The sequence below is a fragment of the Kitasatospora sp. NPDC036934 genome (assembly GCF_055608425.1).
On sequence record NZ_JBVJQR010000008.1, the window covers coordinates 69,190 to 86,354 of the forward strand.

A 17,165-nucleotide genomic window follows, 5' to 3' on the forward strand; every position below is an offset into this window, starting at 1 on the left:
CCATCAGGTCGGGCACGAGAGGGATCAGATGTCGTACTTCTCCGAGTTGGCGCTGCAGTACATCGACGGTGAGTGGTGCAGCGGCAGCGGCTCCTGGGACATCGTCGACGTCGACCCCTACACCGGCGACAAGCTGGCCACCATCACCGTGGCCACCGTGGCCGAGGTCGACCGGGCCTACCGCGCCGCCGAACGCGCCCAGCGCTCCTGGGCCGCCACCAACCCGTACCAGCGACGGCTGGTGTTCGAGCGCGCGCTGCGGCTGGTCGAGGAGCGCGAGGGCGAGATCGTCCGGGCCATCATGGCCGAACTCGGCGGCACCGCGCTCAAGGCCGGCTTCGAACTGGGCCTGGTCAAGGACATGTTGCGGGAGTGCGTGCACCTGTCGGTGGCCTCCGAGGGGCGGCTGCTGCCCTCGACCGCGCCCGGCAAGGAGAACCGCCTGCACCGGCTGCCGGTCGGCGTGGTCGGCGTGATCAGCCCGTTCAACTTCCCGCTGTTCCTGGCCCTGAAGGCGATCGCACCGGCGCTCGCGCTCGGCAACGGCGTGGTGCTCAAGCCGCACCAGGAGACCCCGATCGTCGGCGGCAGCCTGATCGCCAAGCTCTTCGAGGACGCGGGCCTGCCGCCCGGCCTGCTGAACGTCGTCATCACCGACATCGCGGAGATCGGCGACAGCTTCCTGGAACACCCGGTGCCCAAGGTGATCTCCTTCACCGGCTCCGACCAGATCGGCCGACACGTCGCCACCGTGGCCGCCGCGCACTTCAAGCGGTCCGTGCTGGAACTCGGCGGCAACAGCGCGCTGATCGTGCTGGACGACGCCGACGTCGACTACGCGGTGGACGCGGCCGTGTTCAGCCGCTTCGTCCACCAGGGCCAGGTCTGCATGGCCGCCAACCGGGTGCTGGTCGACCGCAGCGTGCTCGCCGAGTTCACCGAGAAGTTCGTCGCCAAGGTCGCCTCGCTGACCGTCGGCGACCCCAGGGACCCGGCCACCCACCTCGGCCCGCTGATCAACGCCGTCCAGGCCGACGCCATCAACGCCCAGGTCGACCAGGCGATCGCCGGCGGCGCCACCGTGCTGCTGCGCGGCGCCACGACCGGCAGCCTGATGGCGCCCACCGTGCTCACCGGGCTGGCCGAGGACGCGCCCATCCTGCAGCGCGAACTCTTCGGCCCGGTCGCCCTGTTGGTGCCCTTCGACGGCGAGGAGGAGGCCGTCCGGCTGGCCAACCACACGCCGTTCGGGCTCAGCGGCGCCGTGCACACCGCGGACATCGAGCGCGGGGTGCGGGTCGCCCAGCGGATCGAGACCGGCATGATCCACGTCAACGGCGGGACCATCGCGGACGAGCCCGGGGTGCCGTTCGGCGGGGAGAAGAGCTCCGGGGTCGGGCGGCTCAACGGGGAGTCCACGGTGGACGCCTTCACCACGCTGAAGTGGATCTCGGTGCAGCACGGGCGGGCGCCGTTCCCGTTCTAGGGGCTGTTCCCGGGTTCGTGCTCGGGTCGTGCTCGGGTTCGTGTTCGGATCCGTTCTGCGGGGTCAGGCGATGCGGGCCTCCCGGCGGTAGCCGCCGGGGGCCAGGCCGAACTCCCGCTTGAACGCCTTGGCGAAGGCGTACTCCGAGCCGTACCCGGTCCGCGCGGCCACCGTCGTCAGCGGTGCCTCCGACTCGCGCAGCAGCCGGGCGGCGGTGGTCATCCGCCAACGGGTCAGGTACGCCATCGGCGGCTCGCCCACCATCGTGGTGAAGCGGCGGGCGAAGGCGGCCCGGGACAGGCCGGCCCGGTCCGCCAGGGACTCCACCGTCCACGGGGTGGCCGGGGCCTCGTGGATGGCGGTCAGGGCGGGGGCGACGGCGGTGTCCCGCAGCGCCGCCGCCCAGCCCGCGGCGGCCGCGGCGGGCTGGTCCTCGAACCAGGCCCGCAGGATGTACAGCAGCAGCGAGTCGATCAGTGCCGGGACGATCCCGACCGAGCCGATCCGAGGGTTCTCCAGCTCCGCGCCCAACAGCTGGACGGCGGCGGCCAGTTCGGGGTGGCGGCCGTGCCGGGTCGGCAGGTGGATCAGGGGCGGCAGCTGGCGGACCATCGGGTGCGGGCGGCCCTGGTCCAGGTGGTAGTTGCCGCACAGCAGGCTGGTGCGGGCGCCGTCGCCGCCGACCGACAGGGTGCCGATCGGCGAGCCGTTGTCGACCCGGCAGGCATGGGAGTCCACCGGCGGGGTGTCCGGGTGGTCGGCCAGTACGTGGCCGCCGCCGTCGCGCAGGAAGACGATGTCGCCGGGACTGAGCGGCACCGGCTCGTGCTCCCCCGGCCCCAGCGGGAGCAGCCAGCAGGTGCCGTACAGCACCACGTGGAACCCGGCGCCGAGCACCGGGGGCAGGCGGAGGGCCCACGGTGCCCGGCCCTCGGTGCGTACGGAGGACGGATGTGCCGTCCGCATCGAACCCAGCGCCTCGGTCAGGATGTCCATGGTCCGCCCCCGCCCCCGTACAGTCGGTTCCGGTCAGTCAACGGTCAGTACGATCTTGCCCTGGACGGTACCGGAGCCGACCAGCTCGTGCGCCCGGCCGGCCTCGGCGAGCGGGAACACCTCGGCGACGTACGGGCGGATCAGGCCCTCGTCCACCAGGGCGGCGATCGCCTCCAGCCCGGCGTAGTCGGGCTCGACCGAGACACCGGCGAAGCGGCGCCCGGCGGCCTCGATCCCGGCGGCCAGCTCCTGGTTCCAGTGCTCCATGATGCTGACCAGGGTGCCGCCCGGCTTCAGCACCTCCAGTGCGCGGGTGCCCTCGGAGGAGGAGTCGAAGACGACGTCGACGTCCCGGACGGCCTCGGTGTAGTCCGTGGTCCGGTAGTCGATCAGCTCGTCGGCGCCGATCTCCTTGAGGAACGCGTGCTTGGGCTCGCTCGCCAGCGCGATCACGTACGCCCCACGGGCCTTGGCGATCTGCACCGCGAGGTGGCCGACGCCGCCCGCCGCGCGGTGGACCAGCACCCGGTCGCCCTCGCCGACCTTCGCCAGGTCCACCAGGCCCTGCCAGGCGGTCAGCGCGGCCAGCGGCAGCGCGGCGGCCCGGGTGTGGTCCAGGGTGGCGGGCTTGCGGGCCAGTTGGCGGGACGGTGCGGCCACGTACTCGGCGTAGCCGCCGGCCGCGCGGGGGAAGAACGGCATCCCGTAGACCTCCTCGCCCACCCGGTACCGGGCCCCCGGGCCGGCCTCCTCGACCACCCCGGACACGTCCCAGCCCACCGTGAACGGCGGCTCGCCCAGCAGCGGGAACGCCCCGGCCCGCACCGCCACGTCCACCGGGTTCACCCCGGCGGCCTTCACCCGCACCAGCACCTCGCCGCTGAGCGGCTTCGGGCGCTCCACCTCGGCCAGCTGCAGGACCTCGGGGCCGCCGAACTCCTTCTGCACGATCGCCCGCATCGAACTCTCCCTCATCCGGTCAACACCGGCCCCCCGTGGGGCCGTTCTCGATGTGTTCAACGGTAGGGGGGTTGGGCGAGCGGCTGAATATCCTCAAGTCTTCGCTGGATGTCCGATCGTCTCGCGGTGGGAGCGGCTCAGGTGGGATAGCGGACGAGGCCGTTGGTGACGAGCTCGAAGTCGAAGGGGGCGGGGATCGGCACGCGGTCGCCGAACTTGCCGTTCCACTGCTGGTGGTAGCCGCTGTCGGACGGTTCGGAGTAGAGCGTGATGTCGCCCTCGCGCGGGTCGATGAGCAGGTAGAGCGGGATGCCCATCAGCGGGTAGTCGCGGACCTTGCCGACCAGGTTGTTCTCCGGGTTCGACGGCGAGGCGATCTCGACCGCGATGTGCGCTTGTTCGGCCGGGATCTGGCTACCGCTCGACTCCAGAGGGATGTAGGTGAGGTCGGGGTTGCGCAACTTCCCCACGTTGGGGGAGGCGAGGTCGGAGTTCTCGCTCGGCATCGTGTCGGACGGGCGGTGTGCGTCGAACTGCTCGCGGATCTGCAGGAGGTTGCGCTGATGGATCGCGGACGGTCCGGCCATCATGATGATCTCGTCACCGGAGATCTCGATCTTCCATCCGTCCGGGGGCGTCAGGCTCTGCGCGTATTCGAGCAGCCGGGCGTGGCGGTTGGGAACCTGGAACTCGCTCATGGCCCCATGCTTCCACCGGGAACGGCACGAAGGCCGTCTGCCCGGGGGCAGACGGCCTTCGTGGAAAGGTCTGATCAGAACACCGGCTGGCCGGCGCGGACGAGGCGCCAGGAGTCGGTGAAGAAGTCGGCGGGGTCGATGACGCCCTTGGCCTTGACCCAGGAGATCATGGTGTTGCGGATCTCGTCGGAGTTCGTCCAGACGGCCTTGGCGGTGGCGACGTGCGGGAAGTTGCCGCCGCCGTTGGCGCGGTAGTTGTTGACCGCGAGGACGAACTGGGCGGTCGGGTCGATCGGCTTGCCCTGGAAGCCGAGGTTGACGATCCGGCTCCCCTTGGGCTGGGAGACGTCGATGTCGTAGCTCAGGCCGTACACCGAGTCGTAGTTGTAGTCGGGGGTGTCCTCGGCGTTGGTCAGGGTGTCCTTGTTGACCGGGGCGCCCACGGCGAGCTGGTTGTAGTACTTGGCCGAGAACTCCAGGTAGTCCTTGAGCTGGGCACCCGTCAGGATGCGAGCCTCCAGGGTGTTCTCGTAGATGTACAGGCCGGCCGCGTCGCGCAGCTTGACCTGGCCGGCCGGGATCAGCGCGGTGCGGTTGAACGGGGCGGCCTGGGCCAGGACCGGGAGGTTGGCGTACTGCCCGCCCGCCAGGGCGGCCTTCACGGCGTCGGCCTGGACCTTGCCGATCAGGTCGACGATCGGGGTGGCCTTGAACCGGGCGTCGGCGATCGACAGCTCGATCTTGCTGGTGCCGATGTTCTGGTTGACGTACGCCACGACCTTCTTGTGCTGCTCGACGATGGCGTCGCTGATCTCCGGGTTCTCCGGCACGGTGTTGGAGTTCAGCACCCGGGAGGAGACCGAGGCGACCTTCCAGTGGCCGTCGGCGAACTCGACCTCGAAGTCGAAGCAGCTCAGGCGCTGGCCCCAGCACAGCGGCTCGGAGAGCACGACCGTCTTTCCGGTCTTCTTGTTGACGATGAGGCGCTGCGCGACCTCCTTGTGGGTGTGGCCCACCAGCACCGCGTCGATGTCCGGAACGGTCTCGGCCATCTCGCCGGAGGCGTCCTCGGGCCAGGGCAGCTGGTCACCGTAGGTGGTGGCCTCGTCGATGCCGGAGTGGGCGGAGACCACGATGACGTCCGCGCCCGCGGCCTTCATCCGGGGCACGTACTTGGCGGCGGTCTCGACGATGCCCGGGAAGACCATCTGGCCGGCGACGTTGGCCTTGTCCCAGATCGCGATGCCCGGGTTGGTGAGGCCGAGGATGCCGACCTTGAGCGGGGTGTCCTCGTCCAGCCACACCTCCTTGATCACGTACGGCTTGAAGGCCGGCTTCTCGTTCTTCGCGTGCAGCGCGTTGGCACCCAGCAGCGGGAACTCCAGCTGGTCCTCGAAGGCCTTCACGGTGGGGATGCCGTAGTTGAACTCGTGGTTGCCGAGCGCGGCGGCGTCGTAGCCCATGAGGTTCATGGCGACAGCCATCGGGTGGTCCGGCACGTTGTCGCCGTCGGTGGCGATCGGCTCGATCCGGGCGTAGAAGTAGGTCAGCTGGGTGCCCTGGATGATGTCGCCGGAGTCGATCAGCAGGCAGCGGTCCCAGCCCTTGTCCTCGCGGACCTGGTTGGCCAGGGTGGAGATCTTGGCGAGGCCGACCGCGTTGTGGGCCTTGTCGACGTACTCGGCGTCGGTGAAGTAGTCCCAGTTGAGCACCCGGCCGTGCAGGTCGGTGGTGCCCATGACGGTGAAGGCCTGGCGGCGGGGCTTGTGCTTGTTGCCCTTGGCGGCCGCCGTGTCCGGCTCGGCGGCCGCGGCGGCGGGGGCGGCGGCGACGACGGCTCCGCCGGCCAGGGCGGCACCGGCGGCGGTGGCGGCGGACCGGGTGACGAAGTCACGGCGGTTCAGCGACATGGACGACTCTCCCGAGTGGGGAATGACGGCGGATGGGCCGTCAATTTGTGTGCTTGTGAGGTGCGTGGCGCGTCCGCGGATGCGGTGACGCGCGTAGAAGGACGCGCGTAGAAGTTTGCCGTGCGGGCCGGGCCGCTGGATAGCCCTCCGACGTTTCCAGCAGGTGAGATCTTGGCGACTCGTTCGTGACCGGGGCGGGGGAAAAAGAGGGTGGTATGGGGGCGGGACGGTCGATTTCCGGCCGTCCCGCCGGGTTCACGTCGAGTCCGACGCGCAGTCGAGTCCGGCGGACAGCTGCTTCACCCGCCGGCCCAACTCGGCCGCGGGGTCCGGCGTGCCCTGGTCCGCCCAGGGCAGCCAGGTGCGCGCCCGCAGGTAGCCGTCGACCGTGACCGGCAGGCCGTGCCGGACGATCGGGTCCGCCGTGGGACCGGGCCCGGCTTTTCGCAGCGCCGCCAGCAGGGCGTCCACCCCGGCGGAGGCCGGCAGCGGGACCGAGTCCAGGTAGGCGGCGAGCCGGTCCAGTTCGGGGTTGGGCCGGGGTGGCGGCGACGGCTCCGCCGGCCATGGCGGGACCAGCGGCGGTGTCGGATCCGTCGAGCCGGGCGAGTCGGGCGAGTCCGTCGTGCCGGGCGTCAGCAGGGCGCCGACGCCGTACAGCCCCGCCACCACCGCCGGCCACCAGGACCCGCCCAGCCCGGCGAAGTGCAGCCCCAGCCCGATGGCGCCGCCGCCGCAACCGACCAGGTTGCGGGTCGACTCCAGGTAGCGCAGCAGCCGCCCGCCGTACCCGTCACTGGTAGCCACGGATCTCCTCGAACACGCCGTCCAGCGAGCCGCCGCCGTCGAACAGCTTGCCGCCGCTGGCGTCCGCGATGCCCTGCAGCTGGCTCACCGCCGCCTCGCCGAACTTGATCGGGAACACCGGGATGGACTTCTCCGCCGCCGGCAGCCCGTCGTGGAAGCGCTTGAAGTCGGCGTCGCCGGCGCCCTCGTTGCTCTCCCCGTCGGTCATCAGCACGATCGAGGTGAAGCGGTCGTCGCCGGTCGCCTTCTGCTGGTCCTCGATCACCCGGTACGCCTGCTCCAGCGAGTCGTACAGCGCCGTGCCGCCCTCGGCCCGCAGGGACTGGACGTCGGAGTCGATCGACGCCAGCTCGGTCTCCGGCCCCGGCCGGCTGCCCGAGGCCGGGACGACATGGGTCTTCGTCCACTTCACCTTCGAGGCGAACGAGATCAGTGTGACCTCCTCGCGGTCCCGGAACCGGCGCAGTCCGCGGGTGTCGTCGGTGCCGGTCAGCCGGCCCAGCGCCGCCTTCAGCGAGTCCAGCCGGCTGCCGTCCATCGAGCCCGAGGTGTCCAGCACGTACACCGTCCTGGACGGGCGGCGCAGTTCGTTCTGGTACGAGGACAGCAGGCCGTCCGCCACCGCCCTGGTGCCGGGGAACGGCAGCTCGCGGCGGCGGTCGGTGGGCAGGCCCGCGGCCGGGGCCACCCCGGTCGTCACCGGGCGGCGCAGCGTCAGCTCGGAGATGCGCTTCTGCACGTCCTCCTTCAGCAGGTAGCCGGCCAGCCGCTGGAAGGAGTCGCGCTCGCTCGGCTGCGCCGAGGACAGCAGCGACAGCGGGTAGTCCGCCGACACCACGCCGTCCAGCGGGCGCACCACCGTCAGCCGCTGGTCCGGCGGAAGGGTCTTGTTCAGGGACAGCAGTACCGACTCGTAGTTCACCAGGGCGCCGACCTTGCCCGGCTCCGCCCGGGTGTAGGCCTGCGCCAGCCAGCCGGAGGAGCCGGAGGTCAGCTTCTGGCCGGTGAAGAACTGCTTCAGCTGCGGCGTCGCCTTCTGCACGTCCGCCTCGGTCAGCGCCGCCCCCGCGCCGGAGAACGCCGAGGCCACCGCGACCAGGGTGGAGAAGCCCGAGTTGGAGCGCGACGGGTCGGACATCCCGTAGGACAGCTTCCCGGCCGCGGCCGCGTCGCCGATCTGCGCCCAGGTGACCTTCGAACCGTCGCCCCACCCGAGGTCGTCGAGGACGGACGAGCGCACCCCGACCGCCACCGGGGAGACCATCACCGGGGTCTCCGACAGCACCTTGGACTTGCCGGCCTGGTCGAGCCGCAGGTACTGGTTGGACGGGAACCAGATCGCGTCGTACTTGCCGTCCGCCCGGCCGGTGGAGACGGTGTCCGCGCCGTCCAGGGTGCCGCGGAAGGCGAGCTGCACCGTCACCCCGGTGGCCTTCCGGGCGTCGTCCAGCACCGGCTGGAGGTCCTGGAGCTCACTGCCGGCCAGGACCCGCAGCACCCCCGGGGTGGGCGTGCCGGCGATCGCCCCGGTCGGGTTCGGGCGCGGCGCGGGAGCCGGCGAGGAGGTGCAGGCGGAGGCCGCCGCGAGGACGGCCGCCAACCCGGCCGCGGCCCAACCGCGATGCTTCGCACGGACGTTCACTTCTGGGCCCCCTTGGCCGCGGCGGTCAGTTTGAGCAGGTTGTCCAGGGACGGCACGGTCGCCTGCTTCACCTTCGCCGCGTTCAGGTCCTGGGCGAAGACCGGCTGCTTGATGCCCTTGACCTGCCCGGCGAAGGCCTCGCTGCGGGCCTGCGGGCGGAAGCCGAACCGGACCTCCAGGCTGCGCAGCGCCTCGTCGTTCTGGAGCAGCCCGGCGAGCTTCCGGCCGTTGTCGGTACGGGCGACGATGGTGTGGTCGGAGTACGCGGTGGTGTCCGGGTACATCACCACCATGTCCCCGGTCGACTGGCCCTGCACCGCCATCGCGGCGACCTGCGACTCGTAGCCGAAGATCAGCGGATTGCCGACGCCCGCCTGGAAGTCCCGGAACGGCTCGTCGCTGCTGCTCTTCTGACCGCCCTGCAGGGCGGTCGCCGTGTGCAGCACCTGCCGGGCGGCGTCGACGCCCGGGTCGTCGGAGACCACCGAGTGGTTGTTCAGGATGTACGACAACAGGGCGACGTACAGGGCGCCCGAGGACGAGCTCTCCGGGTCGGTGGTGGTGACGAACAACGGACCGGCCAGCTCGCTGTGGTCCTCGGTGCCCTTCAGCTCCTGCCACTTGCGGTTCAGCTTCAGGTCGTTGACGTACTCGTCCATCTTGAACGTCCAGACGCCCGAATCGTCCGGCGTGGCCAGGCCGTTCTTCTTGAGGATGTTCGCCACGTCCCCGTGGGTGACGATCACCAGTGGCGAGTAGAACGGCACCAGCGGGGAGTCCTGCTGCCCCCAGTTGCGCTGGATCACACGGGCCGGCGCGGTGCTCGCCGGGAACGCGAAGTCCAGGCCGGAGCTGCTCTTGGCCTGCTCGCTCATCGTCCAGGAGCCGGTGGAGTCGGCGTGCACCTCCAGGCCCTGCTTCGCCAACTCCTCCTTCACATCGGGGCTTTCGAAGAACGCCCGCTTCTCCGAGCCGATCAGCCCGGTGACCGTGACCGTCTTCCGGCCCGGCTCGTCGTCCGGAACCAGCGCGTACGTCACCCCGCCCAACAGGGCCAGGGCCGCGAGCACTCCCAGGGCGCGTCGTCTCATCGCGAGCGCCTCCCCCCTCGTCGCTGCGTCACCCCCGGGTGCGACACCCGGGGGTGACGAGCGTCCCGCCGGGGAGGGAGCGCGGCCGGAAGGTGCGGTGAACCGGGGGTGAACACCGCTTCACGGAATCGCATCGGCCGGGCGTCCGCGGTGCTCCGGGCAGCCCTCGCGGGGCTCCCGCACGGCTCCGGTGCGGGCTCCCGCGCGGGCTCCGAAGCGGCCCTCGCACACCGGTCCGAGCCTGTGTCAGATTGTTCAACTCACCTTGGTACAACGGTCATCCCGCAGACCGGACCCACGTCGAGGTTACGCGCCGGTAATGCCTACCCTCAGCAGTATGCGCCGAGCAAAAATCGTCTGCACCCTCGGGCCTGCCACCGACTCGTACGACCAGATCAAGATGCTGGTCGACGCCGGGATGGACGTCGCCCGATTCAACCTCAGCCACGGCACCCACGCCGAACACGAGGAACGCTACCGTCGCGTCCGCAAGGCCGCCGACGAAACCGGCCGGAGCGTCGGCGTCCTCGCCGACCTTCAAGGCCCGAAGATCCGGCTCGACACCTTCGCCCACGGCCCCGTACTTCTCGAACGCGGCGACGAGTTCACCATCTCCACCGACAACGGCGTCGTGGGGGACAAGGACATCTGCGGCACCACCTACGCCGGCCTCGCCGGCGACGTCAGCCACGGCGAACGCATCCTCGTCGACGACGGCCGCGTCACCCTGGAGGTCGTCGCCGTCGACGGACCGCGGGTGCGGTGCCTCGTCATCGAAGGCGGACTCGTCTCCGACCACAAGGGCCTCAACCTCCCCGGCGTCGCCGTCTCCGTCCCCGCACTCAGCGACAAGGACGTCGCCGACCTGCGGTGGGCGTTGCGCACCGGGGCCGACCTGATCGCGCTCTCCTTCGTCCGCAGCGGGCGCGACATCGAGGACGTGCACCGGGTGATGGCCGAGGAGGGGCGGTACGTCCCGGTCATCGCCAAGATCGAGAAGCCGCAGGCCGTAGAGAACCTGGACTCCATCGTGGACGCCTTCGACGGCATCATGGTGGCCCGCGGAGACCTGGGCGTGGAGATGCCCCTCGAACAGGTCCCGCTCGTCCAGAAGCGCGCCATCAAACTGGCCCGGCGCAACGCCAAGCCGGTCATCGTCGCGACCCAGATGCTCGACTCGATGATCAACGCCTCCCGGCCCACCCGCGCCGAGGCCTCCGACGTCGCCAACGCGGTGCTCGACGGGACGGACGCGGTGATGCTCTCCGGGGAGACCTCGGTGGGCAAGTTCCCGGTCGAGACGGTCAAGACCATGGGCCGGATCATCGAAGCCGCCGAGAACGACATCCTGGCCGCCGGACTGCCCCCGCTGACCACCGGCAGCAAGCCGCGGACCCAGGGCGGCGCCGTCGCCCGCGCGGCCGCCGAGATCGGCGACTTCCTGCACGCCAAGTACCTGATCGCCTTCACCCAGTCCGGCGACACCGCCCGGCGGCTCACCCGCTACCGCTCACCCATCCCGGTGCTCGCCTTCACCTACGAACCGGCCGTACGCAGCCAACTCGCCCTCACCTGGGGCGTGGAGACCTTCCTCGGCCCGTTCGCCCCGACCACGGACCAGATGGTCGAACAGGTCGACGCGGCACTCCTCTCGCTGGGCCGCTGTCAGAAGGGCGACACCGTGATCATCACGGCGGGCTCGCCCCCCGGCCTGGCCGGGTCCACCAACCTGGTGCGGGTGCACCACGTGGGGACCCTGGACGTCTGACGATCCTCGGGCGGTGCGGGCCTTCCGTTGGAAGGGCCGCACCGCCGTCGGTACTTGGGGCCGATGCGGGCGTCCATGAGGGCGACGGAGGACTTGCGGGCGATGGAGATGTTGGGGCCGCCGTTGGACCTGGAGGCAGGCTTCCACTGGACGCCGACGGCGTCGAGGGGGGTCACCGTAACAATGCAGGCGTGCGGACCGCTTGCGGCCGGGGAGCTTGTCGCGTTCGGCGAGATCGTGATGTTTCCATGCGCCGATCGTCCCTTGTGGAACTCCGAGGCGCCGGGCTACTTCGCAGTTGCGGATGCCTTTGCGCAACAGGCGGACGGCTTCTTCGCGAGTGGATCGAACGGCCATCCGGGTGATCTCGAGTGCGGAAGTGCCGAATATGCGGGCGAATGCGACAGTTTCCACCCGGACGAATGAAGGTCGCCAACGATTAGGTTTGCCTAAGTGGCTTTGAAATCGAAGGAAAAGTACCCCGGGTGGGATTCGAACCCACGCTGTCGGCGGTTTGAGCGCCGTGCCTCTAACCACTGGGCTACCGGGGCATCACGGATTCGAAGGTTGGACCCCGACCCTGATGGGCTCAAACATACCGTGTCTAGGTACCCTCGTGCATGCAGTACCCCGCCGGAACTAGGAGCCCCGTGAGCACCGCCGACGAGCAGGCACAGCCGCTTGAGACCGAATCGCCCCAGATCACCCGGATTGTGATCGCCGAGGACGAGGCGCTGATCCGCCTCGACCTGAAGGAGATGCTGGAGGAGGAGGGGTACACCGTCGTCGGCGAAGCCGGGGACGGGGCGACGGCGGTCCGGCTCGTTGAGGAGCTGAAGCCGGATCTGGCGATCTTCGACGTGAAGATGCCGGTGCTGGACGGGCTGTCCGCCGCTGAGCAGATCCATGAGCGGCACCTGGCGCCGGTGCTGATGCTGACGGCGTTCTCGCAGCGGGAGCTGGTGGACCGGGCACGGGACGCGGGGGCGATGGCGTACATCGTGAAGCCGTTCTCGAAGGCGGACCTGGTGCCGGCGATCGAGATGGCGGTGTCGCGGTACACCGAGATGCGGGAGCTGGAGAAGGAGATCGGGGATCTCACCCAGCGGCTGGAGACCCGGAAGCTGGTGGACCGCGCCAAGAGTGTGCTGCAGACCAAGTTCGGGCTGAACGAGCCGGCGGCCTTCCGGTGGATCCAGAAGACCTCGATGGACCGCCGGATGACGATGGCCGCGGTGGCCGAGGCCGTCATCGAGGAGGGCGAGGCCCAGGACCGCAAGAAGGCCGAGGAGCCCGACAAGGCGGAGTAGCGAAGACGAGAGGGGCCCGGCAGATCGGATCTGCCGGGCCCCTCTCGCGTGGGGGTCAGTCCTCGCCGAGGTAGGCCTTGCGGACGGACTCGTCGTGGAGGAGGTCTGCGCCGGTGCCGGAGAGGACGATGCGTCCGGTCTCCATGACGTAGCCCTGGTCGGACAGTGACAGGGCGGCCTGGGCGTTCTGCTCGACCAGCAGGATGGTCGTGCCGGAGGCCTTGAGCTCGACGATGGTGGACATGATCTTCTGCATCATCAGTGGGGAGAGACCCATCGAGGGCTCGTCCAGCATCAGCAGTTTGGGCTGGGACATCAGCGCCCGCCCCATCGCGAGCATCTGCTGCTCGCCGCCGGAGAGGGTGCCCGCCGCCTGCTTGCGGCGTTCGCCGAGGATGGGGAAGAGGCTGTAGGCGCGCTCGACGTCGGCGGCGATGCCGGCGGTGTCGCTGCGCAGGAAGGCCCCGAGGAGGAGGTTCTCCTCGATGGTCATGCGGGGGAAGATGTGCCGGCCTTCGGGGGAGTGGGCGAGGCCGAGGGCGACGATCTTGTGGGCGGGGACGGCGGAGAGGTCCTGGCCGTCGAAGGTGATCCGGCCGGCGGTGGGCTTGAGCAGGCCGGAGAGGGTGCGCAGGGTGGTGGTCTTGCCGGCGCCGTTGGTGCCGATGAGGGTGGTGACCTCGCCCTGGTTGACGGTGAAGCTGATGCCCTTGACGGCCTCGATCTTGCCGTAGGCGACGCGGAGGTCCTGGACTTCGAGGAGCGCGGTCACTTGGGGTCCTCCGGTGCTGCGGGGGTTTCGAGCGGGGCGCCGAGGTAGGCGGTGATGACGCGTTCGTCGTTCTGGACGGTCTCGCGGTCGCCCTCGACGATCTTCTGGCCCTGGACGAGGACGGCGGTGCGGTCGCAGAGGTTGAAGATGAACCGCATGTCGTGCTCGATGACGAGGATGGCGATGCCTTGGTCCCGGATGGCGAAGACGAGTTCCTCGGCGGCGCGGGTCTCCTGGGGGTTCATGCCGGCGGTGGGCTCGTCGAGCAGCAGCAGGCCGGGGTCGGAGGCGAGGGCGCGGGCGATCTCCAGCTTGCGCTGTTCGCCGTAGGGGAGGTTGCGGGCGAGGTGGTCGGCCTTGTCGGCGAGGCCGGTGAAGGCGAGGAGTTCCATGGCCTTCTCGCGGCTCTCGGCTTCGGCCCGGTGGTAGCGGGGGCCGCGGAGGATTGCGGTGAAGATGCCTTCCTTGGTGCGGCTGTGCCGGCCGACGAGGACGTTCTCCAGGACGGTCATGTTGGCGAAGAGCCGGATGTTCTGGAAGGTGCGGGCGATGCCGGCCTGGGTGACCAGGTGGGGCTTGGGCGGCAGTTGGGTGCCGCGGTAGCGGACGGTGCCCTCGGTGGGGACGTACAGGCCGGTGAGGCAGTTGAAGAAGGTGGTCTTGCCGGCGCCGTTGGGGCCGATGAGGCCGATGATCTCGCCCTCGCCGACGGTGAGGGAGACGTCGTTGACGGCGGTGAGGCCGCCGAAGCGCATGGTGACGCCGGTGACGTCGAGCAGTGGCGTTGCGGTGGTCATCTGGTCGGTCACGCCCCTGCCTTGGTGAGTGCGCCCGGTTCGCCGGTGGACTGGGCCGGGATGGCGGCTTCGTGGAACTCCAGCTGCCGGCGGCGGTTCGGGATGAGGCCTTCGGGGCGGACGCGCATCAGGATGATGAGGGCGGCGCCGAAGGCGAGGAGCTGGTAGTCGGAGAGGAATTCGAGCTTCTTCGGGATGAGGAAGAGCAGGGTGGCGCCGGCCAGCGGGCCGCTGATGGTGCCCATGCCGCCGAGGATGACGGCGGCGAGCAGGAAGGCGGAGTTGGGCGGCAGGGCCTCGGCGAAGGTGTACTGGTCGGGGGTGACGGTGTAGCTGACGTGCGCCTGGACGGTGCCGGCCAGGCCGGCCAGGCAGGCGCCGAGGGCGAAGGCGAGCAGCTTGAGCCGGAAGCCGTTGATGCCCATGGCCTCGGCGGCGGTCTCGTCCTCGCGGATGGCGACCCAGGCGCGGCCGATGCGGGAGTTGCCGACCCGGGCGAAGATCAGCACGACCACGGCGGTGACCAGCAGCATCAGCAGGTAGTAGTTGGAGAAGCGGCCGAGTTCGATGCCGCCGATGGTGTGCGGCTTGCCGAGGTCGAAGCCGAGGATCTCCAGGTCGGGGATGCGCGGGATGCCGTTGGAGCCGTTGGTGATCTTGGGGCCGGTGGTGCCGTTGAGGTTGAGCATGGTGATGCGGAAGATCTCGCCGAAGCCGAGGGTGACGATGGCGAGGTAGTCGCCGCGCAGCCGCAGGGTGGGGGCGCCGATCAGGACGCCGAAGACCATGGAGACGGCGGCGCCGGTGAGCATCGCGGCCCAGAACGGGAACTGGACGTGGATCGGCGAGGCGGGGGAGCCGGAGACCAGGGCGGCCGCGTAGGCGCCGACGCCGAGGAAGGCGACGTACCCGAGGTCGAGCAGGCCGGCCAGGCCGACGACGATGTTCAGGCCGAGGGCGACGGTGGCGAAGATCAGGATGTTGGTGGCGACGGAGGTGTACTGGTCGCTGTTCTGGGTGAACGGGAAGCTCGCGGCGGCGGCGAAGGCGGCGCCGGTGGTGACCGGGCGGTACTTGATGGTCAGGGCGCGCAGCCGGCCCAGCAGCCCGGACTTGGCGAGGGCGCCGATGGTCGGGCCGGCCAGCAGCAGGTAGCCGACGAAGAGCTCGCCGTACTCGGTGTCGATGCCGAAGGTGATCGCGAACAGGCCGATCCCGAAGGCCAGCACGATGAGCAGGACCTCGACCCAGGACGGGAGTTCGCGCGCCGCGGGCAGCGGGCGGTCGATCTTCCCGAGGCGCAGCCAGGTGTTGGCGAGGTGGCCGAGCTGGAGCAGCAGGACGGCGCCGGCGGCGATGGCGAGGGCGCCGGCCAGGGCGGTCATCACCGGGGCGACGGGCTTGTCCTCGGGGATGGCGTGGGCGCCGAGCCAGCCGAGGGGGGCGGCCGGGACGAGCAGGAACAGTCGCTTGTCGAGGATCCGCAGCGGGACGGCGGTGCGCCGGTCGAGCGGGAGGCCGAGGGCGCCGAGGACGCCGAGCAGGCCGCCGGCGGCGAGGACCCAGCCGCCGGGTTCGAGGTTGGCCAGTCCGCCGAGTTCGACCGAGATGGCGGCGACGGAGTAGGCGGCGACGGCCAGGGCGCCGGTGGCGGCGTACAGGACGGCGTTGTCGCTGCGGCTGGGGGCGGCCCAGCGCAGGCCGGGGACGCCGCGGCCGGCGAGCAGCAGGACGAGGGTGACGACGCCGGCGACGATCGCCAGCCACTGGAGGCCGGCCGGGGAGCCGAAGTAGGTGAGGTCGCCGGGGAAGTCGCTGGTCCAGGTCCAGGACATGGCGGCGGAGCCGGCGGTGAGGAGCGCGCCGAGGCCGGTGAGGGCGGTGGCGGCGATCGCGGGCAGGGGGATGACCGGGGTGGTCTCGGTGCTGGTGGTGGTCATGGTGGTCACGCCCTGTCCGCGACGCGCTCGCCGAGCAGGCCCTGCGGCCGGAGGAGGAGCACGAGGATGAGGAGTACGAAGGCCCAGACGTCCTTCCAGGCGCCGCCCCCGAAGAGGTGCATGCCGGGCAGGTGCTGGATGTAGGCGGTGGCGATGGTTTCGGCGAGGCCGAGGGCGAGGCCGCCGAGCATGGCGCCGTAGATGTTGCCGATGCCGCCGAGGACGGCGGCGGTGAAGGCCTTGAGACCGAGGATGAAGCCCATCCGGAAGTCGATCTGGCCGGTGCGCAGCCCGTAGGCGATGGCGGCGACGGCGGCGAACGCGGCGCCGATGGCGAAGGCCAGGACGATGATGCGGTCGGTGTCGATGCCCATCAGCTTGGCGGTGTCCGGGTCCTGGCTGGTGGCCTGCATGGCGCGGCCGGAGCGGGTCCGGGTGACGAACCAGCCGAGGGCGAGCATGCACAGCGGGGCGGCGATGATCAGGAAGAGGTCGCTGCGCTGGATGCTGACGGAGCCGAGGCTGAAGGGGTCGCCGGGGATCTTGGGGAAGACCCGGGCCTTCTTGGCGTCGGGGTAGAAGGAGAAGACGAGCTGCTGCAGGAAGATGGACAGCCCGATCGCGGTGATCAGCGGGGCGAGCCGGGGGGCGTTGCGCAGCGGCCGGTAGGCGAAGCGCTCGGCGGCGACGGCGGTGAGGGTGGAGACCAGGATGCCGGCGATCAGCATGAGGGGTAGGGCCAGCCACAGGGTGGTGCCGCCGGGGAGGGCGAGGTAGGCGGTCAGGGCGCCGAAGCCGCCGACCATGACGATCTCGCCGTGGGCGAAGTTGATGAGCTGGACGATGCCGTAGACCATCGTGTAGCCGATCGCGACGAGTCCGTAGAGGGCGCCGAGGATCAGGCCGTTGGCCAGCTGCTGCGGTAGGTCGTGCACCGCTGGGCCTCCGTAGTGCGTTCGGGGGTGTCCGCGTGGGTGGTGGATGTGGG

15 protein-coding genes and 1 tRNA gene are annotated in these 17,165 nt (G+C 70.4%); 4 read left to right on the forward strand and 12 right to left on the reverse strand.

Annotated elements, in window-relative coordinates:
- Positions 1-28: 28 nt before the first annotated feature.
- Entirely contained in the window at positions 29-1,486 is a 1,458-nt protein-coding gene (locus ACZ7BZ_RS14010; RefSeq protein ID WP_380451865.1) for an aldehyde dehydrogenase family protein, read from the forward strand.
- A 63-nt stretch (positions 1,487-1,549) separates the two neighbouring features.
- On the opposite strand, the gene ACZ7BZ_RS14015 is transcribed toward ACZ7BZ_RS14010, so the two are convergent.
- From ACZ7BZ_RS14015 to ACZ7BZ_RS14045, 7 genes are all read right to left on the reverse strand, one after another.
- A complete protein-coding gene (locus tag ACZ7BZ_RS14015; RefSeq protein WP_470358515.1) occupies positions 1,550-2,482 on the reverse strand; it encodes an AraC family transcriptional regulator in 933 nt (310 codons plus the stop codon).
- Between the two features lie 33 nt (positions 2,483-2,515).
- Positions 2,516-3,442 carry an NADP-dependent oxidoreductase gene (locus ACZ7BZ_RS14020; RefSeq protein ID WP_470358516.1) on the reverse strand — a complete coding sequence of 309 codons (927 nt, stop codon included), beginning with the start codon at positions 3,440-3,442 and terminating at the stop codon, positions 2,516-2,518.
- A gap of 137 nt (positions 3,443-3,579) precedes the next feature.
- Positions 3,580-4,140, reverse strand: a complete 561-nt coding sequence (locus ACZ7BZ_RS14025) for a Uma2 family endonuclease (protein WP_470358517.1) — start codon at positions 4,138-4,140, stop codon at positions 3,580-3,582.
- A 74-nt stretch (positions 4,141-4,214) separates the two neighbouring features.
- Positions 4,215-6,050 carry a bifunctional metallophosphatase/5'-nucleotidase gene (locus ACZ7BZ_RS14030; protein ID WP_470358518.1) on the reverse strand — a complete coding sequence of 612 codons (1,836 nt, stop codon included), beginning with the start codon at positions 6,048-6,050 and terminating at the stop codon, positions 4,215-4,217.
- 255 nt (positions 6,051-6,305) lie between these two features.
- On the reverse strand, positions 6,306-6,857 hold the full coding sequence (locus ACZ7BZ_RS14035) for a hypothetical protein (RefSeq protein ID WP_470358519.1): 552 nt from the start codon (positions 6,855-6,857) through the stop codon (positions 6,306-6,308).
- Entirely contained in the window at positions 6,844-8,499 is a 1,656-nt protein-coding gene (locus ACZ7BZ_RS14040; RefSeq protein WP_470358520.1) for a VWA domain-containing protein, read from the reverse strand. Before ACZ7BZ_RS14040 ends, ACZ7BZ_RS14035 begins: the two co-directional genes overlap by 14 nt.
- Positions 8,496-9,590 carry a hypothetical protein gene (locus ACZ7BZ_RS14045; RefSeq protein ID WP_470358521.1) on the reverse strand — a complete coding sequence of 365 codons (1,095 nt, stop codon included), beginning with the start codon at positions 9,588-9,590 and terminating at the stop codon, positions 8,496-8,498. The genes ACZ7BZ_RS14040 and ACZ7BZ_RS14045 overlap by 4 nt, the downstream gene beginning before the upstream one ends.
- A gap of 337 nt (positions 9,591-9,927) precedes the next feature.
- Here ACZ7BZ_RS14045 and pyk point away from each other — a divergent pair, with 337 nt between their 5' ends.
- Together pyk and ACZ7BZ_RS14055 are read left to right on the forward strand one after the other, a co-directional pair.
- On the forward strand, positions 9,928-11,358 hold the full coding sequence (gene pyk, locus ACZ7BZ_RS14050) for a pyruvate kinase (protein WP_470358522.1): 1,431 nt from the start codon (positions 9,928-9,930) through the stop codon (positions 11,356-11,358).
- A gap of 102 nt (positions 11,359-11,460) precedes the next feature.
- Positions 11,461-11,784, forward strand: a complete 324-nt coding sequence (locus tag ACZ7BZ_RS14055; RefSeq protein WP_470358523.1) for a hypothetical protein — start codon at positions 11,461-11,463, stop codon at positions 11,782-11,784.
- A gap of 51 nt (positions 11,785-11,835) precedes the next feature.
- Here the strand turns inward: ACZ7BZ_RS14055 and ACZ7BZ_RS14060 are convergent.
- A tRNA-Leu gene (locus ACZ7BZ_RS14060) sits at positions 11,836-11,909 on the reverse strand.
- A gap of 99 nt (positions 11,910-12,008) precedes the next feature.
- Between ACZ7BZ_RS14060 and ACZ7BZ_RS14065 the strand changes: the two genes are divergently transcribed.
- Positions 12,009-12,668 (forward strand): ANTAR domain-containing response regulator, encoded by a 660-nt coding sequence (locus tag ACZ7BZ_RS14065; protein ID WP_470358524.1) that lies wholly within the window; start codon positions 12,009-12,011, stop codon positions 12,666-12,668.
- Between the two features lie 55 nt (positions 12,669-12,723).
- Here the strand turns inward: ACZ7BZ_RS14065 and ACZ7BZ_RS14070 are convergent, their stop codons facing one another.
- From ACZ7BZ_RS14070 to ACZ7BZ_RS14085, 4 genes are read right to left on the reverse strand one after another with little or no spacing between them, the layout of a single operon-like run.
- Positions 12,724-13,440 (reverse strand): ABC transporter ATP-binding protein, encoded by a 717-nt coding sequence (locus ACZ7BZ_RS14070; protein WP_380451843.1) that lies wholly within the window; start codon positions 13,438-13,440, stop codon positions 12,724-12,726.
- The gene (locus tag ACZ7BZ_RS14075; protein ID WP_380451889.1) at positions 13,437-14,237 is read right to left on the reverse strand and encodes an ABC transporter ATP-binding protein; all 801 of its coding nucleotides are present in this window, start codon (positions 14,235-14,237) and stop codon (positions 13,437-13,439) included. The genes ACZ7BZ_RS14070 and ACZ7BZ_RS14075 overlap by 4 nt, the downstream gene beginning before the upstream one ends.
- Before the next feature lie 8 nt (positions 14,238-14,245).
- Entirely contained in the window at positions 14,246-16,177 is a 1,932-nt protein-coding gene (locus tag ACZ7BZ_RS14080) for a branched-chain amino acid ABC transporter permease (protein WP_470358768.1), read from the reverse strand.
- Positions 16,178-16,182: 5 nt separating this feature from the next.
- Positions 16,183-17,112, reverse strand: a complete 930-nt coding sequence (locus ACZ7BZ_RS14085; RefSeq protein ID WP_380451839.1) for a branched-chain amino acid ABC transporter permease — start codon at positions 17,110-17,112, stop codon at positions 16,183-16,185.
- Positions 17,113-17,165: the final 53 nt, after the last annotated feature.

Coding starts and splice junctions, on each gene's coding strand:
- ACZ7BZ_RS14030 (WP_470358518.1), bottom strand. CDS start 6,050: ATGTCGCTGAACCGCCGTGACTTCGTCACCCGGTCCGCCGCCACCGCC.
- ACZ7BZ_RS14010 (WP_380451865.1), top strand. CDS start 29: ATGTCGTACTTCTCCGAGTTGGCGCTGCAGTACATCGACGGTGAGTGG.
- ACZ7BZ_RS14080 (WP_470358768.1), bottom strand. CDS start 16,177: ATGACCACCACCAGCACCGAGACCACCCCGGTCATCCCCCTGCCCGCG.
- ACZ7BZ_RS14075 (WP_380451889.1), bottom strand. CDS start 14,237: ATGACCACCGCAACGCCACTGCTCGACGTCACCGGCGTCACCATGCGC.
- ACZ7BZ_RS14045 (WP_470358521.1), bottom strand. CDS start 9,590: ATGAGACGACGCGCCCTGGGAGTGCTCGCGGCCCTGGCCCTGTTGGGC.
- ACZ7BZ_RS14020 (WP_470358516.1), bottom strand. CDS start 3,442: ATGCGGGCGATCGTGCAGAAGGAGTTCGGCGGCCCCGAGGTCCTGCAG.
- ACZ7BZ_RS14055 (WP_470358523.1), top strand. CDS start 11,461: ATGGAGATGTTGGGGCCGCCGTTGGACCTGGAGGCAGGCTTCCACTGG.
- ACZ7BZ_RS14015 (WP_470358515.1), bottom strand. CDS start 2,482: ATGGACATCCTGACCGAGGCGCTGGGTTCGATGCGGACGGCACATCCG.
- pyk (WP_470358522.1), top strand. CDS start 9,928: ATGCGCCGAGCAAAAATCGTCTGCACCCTCGGGCCTGCCACCGACTCG.
- ACZ7BZ_RS14025 (WP_470358517.1), bottom strand. CDS start 4,140: ATGAGCGAGTTCCAGGTTCCCAACCGCCACGCCCGGCTGCTCGAATAC.